A 2444-nucleotide genomic window follows, 5' to 3' on the forward strand; every position below is an offset into this window, starting at 1 on the left:
CGGTTCGGACTGGTCCCAACATCGTCGACACGGAGCCGGCTAGCACCGACATCGCCATGGCGCCGAGATAGACGATGCTCACCTGGTAGCCGATCAGGGCGGCCGGCAGGGAAATCGCCTCCGCCAGTGCCGGCGCGATGGCCGGCATGATGAAAAGACTGTTGGCCGCGAGCGCGTGCATGCCGGTGGTCGCAAGGAGCACTACCGGCATCAGATGGGGCGGCCGCGCGCTCATTCGTGCGCCGCAGAGGGCAATAGACACGAGACGAGATCCCCCGCGCGGGTCGCGAGATGCGCGCCCAGGAGCGTTTCGGCTGCTGCCCGGCTGGGCTCCTCCCCCAGAATAGGCGAGGCGAGTTCGACAAACTTGGAGACGACCGATTGGTCCGAAAGTGGATGCCTCGCGGAGCCGCTGGGCTCGTCGATGAACCGCTCGAAGCTGCGTCCGTCCTTCAGCACCACTGTGACCCGCGCGGACCGCAATGACGGATAGGTCGCCTGGCAGCCTTCGTCGACCGATACCTTCACCAATTCGCAATAAGCATTGGTTTGACGATCGCTGCGCGCCGGTGCCCCGAAGGCCTCGATTGTTACCTTGCCGTGCCTCATGGCGGTTGCGACGCAGAATTGGTAACTCAGCTGGGCTGACGCCATGTCGCCCCAGCCGCCTCGGGCGTGCTTCGCGGCTATGGCATAGGTGCCAGAACGTATCTCTGCGATGACATCGGCTTCTACCGACTCGGTTGCCATCACGTCCAGCACGGCGTCTATCGCCGGGTGAATGTGTCGGCAACACGCATAGGGCTTAATGTAGCAGCGCGTGATGTTCAGCGCCGTTCCCGCGCTACGGGGCCAAAGCCCCTCCCCCAACGCTTCCGGGACCGGCAACCCCGCAAAGGCCTGAAAGAAGCCGTCCGCGACTTCGAGCACTCCATTGGGACCCGTCATGCCACGTCCGGCGAGCATTGCCGCAAGCAGCCCCTCGCGCGCCGCAAAACCCGCATGCAGCCGCTTGATCTCGCCCCCGCCCTCCAGAAAGGCGAAGAGGCCGGCAGCGGAACTCGCGGCGATGCCCATGGCCTGCTCGATCGTCGCGGCGTCCTGCCCGCGAAGCGAGCCCACGGCACAGGCGGCGGCGAAGACGCCAACGATCGACGTGTTGTGGAATCCCCGGTCACGGGAGGCCGGGTGAATTGCTTCGGCCAAGCGTGTGGACACTTCGTAGCCAACGGCCAGCGCTGCCATAAGTCTGCGGCCATCGGCCTCGCTGCCGGCGGAGGCCGTGAGGAGTGCGGGTACAACAACACAGCCGGGATGCACCGAACCCGCACGATAGCCGTCATCGACTTCGAGCCCGTGCGCGGCAGCTCCGCAGAGCCAGGCTGCCATCAGACGATCATGCATGTCCCGCCGTCCGGGGACCGGGATATCGCCCGAGCCGCCTATCTCCCGCGCAAGACCTGCAGCGATGATCGAAACGTTGCTGGTCGCACCGGCGACGCAGGCCCCGGCGGTATCGACAAGATGGCGCGCGCAGGCGTGTCTTTCCTCCGGGCCGAGGTGTTCGTATCGCAATGCAGCGCTGAATTTTGCGAACTGTCTGGTCGGGCTTTCAGCTCCAGCGATCATCAGCCGCGATCTCCGATGACGAACAGCGCGTCGAGAGAGACGACCCCGGCGCCTTCCGGCTTTACGAGCACGGGGTTTATCTCGGCTTCCTGCACCTGGACGTCGGTGACGCAGGCCAGACGCGATATCGCCTCCACGACACCGGCCAGCGCCTCCACGTCGCCAAGCGGCAGGGACCGATAGCCGCAGATCGCTGCGAAGGCGCGCACTTCGCCGATCATCTCCTGCGCCTCCCGGCGATTGACCGGCGCCGGACGCATGGCAACATCCCGGTATATCTCGGCCAGAACTCCACCCGCGCCCACGGTGACGGCCGGATCGTCGGCCGGGTCGACCCTGTAGCCCACGATCGCTTCGGTCAGGCCCATTTCCTGCGTCTCAAGTGTCACGGCCTCCAGGGCTGCATCGGGCCGGCGCTCTCCGACGCGCCGCACCATCGCCGCGCACGCCTCCGCCAGTTCCATGGCGTTCCCCGCACCGACAAACACACCACCCGCCTCCGTCTTGTGCAGAATGTCAGAGGAGACGATCTTCGCAACCGCCGGGTATGAAATCGACGCTGACATCTCGTGCGCTGCGTAGATGTCCTTCACCGGTATCGTCGCGCTCGCCGGCGGCGGCGCACCTAGGACTGCAACCATCTCAAGGGACCCCGCAAGGGGAGCCTGCCCTGCGCCCAAGCCAACCAGTGGCGCAACGTCGACGCCACCCACGCAGCCGACAATCCGACGCGGCGGGCGCCTGCGAAGGGCTGAGGCGAGAGCGTCGGCACAGGTTTCCGGCGTGCGGAATGTCGCAATACCGGCCTCACGCGT

At 66.0% G+C, this 2444-nt stretch carries 3 protein-coding genes; all 3 read right to left on the reverse strand.

Annotated features, from left to right (window positions below):
* A partial coding sequence (locus ACK8OU_RS20025; RefSeq protein WP_410305093.1) for a hypothetical protein occupies positions 1 to 235 on the reverse strand: 235 nt, incomplete at its 3' end.
* Positions 232 to 1629, reverse strand: a complete 1398-nt coding sequence (locus tag ACK8OU_RS20030) for an MmgE/PrpD family protein (protein ID WP_410305094.1) — start codon at positions 1627 to 1629, stop codon at positions 232 to 234. The genes ACK8OU_RS20030 and ACK8OU_RS20025, both read right to left, overlap by 4 nt.
* Positions 1629 to 2444, reverse strand: an 816-nt coding sequence (locus ACK8OU_RS20035) for an acetate--CoA ligase family protein (protein ID WP_410305095.1), incomplete at its 5' end; no start/stop codon positions are given. The genes ACK8OU_RS20030 and ACK8OU_RS20035, both read right to left, overlap by 1 nt.

It is taken from the genome of Pontitalea aquivivens (genome assembly GCF_046507575.1).
GTDB lineage: Bacteria > Pseudomonadota > Alphaproteobacteria > Rhodobacterales > Rhodobacteraceae > Pontitalea > Pontitalea aquivivens.

What these genes read in the sequence shown, in the direction of transcription:
- ACK8OU_RS20030 (WP_410305094.1), bottom strand. Translation starts at nt 1,629, where the DNA reads ATGATCGCTGGAGCTGAAAGCCCGACCAGACAGTTCGCAAAATTCAGC.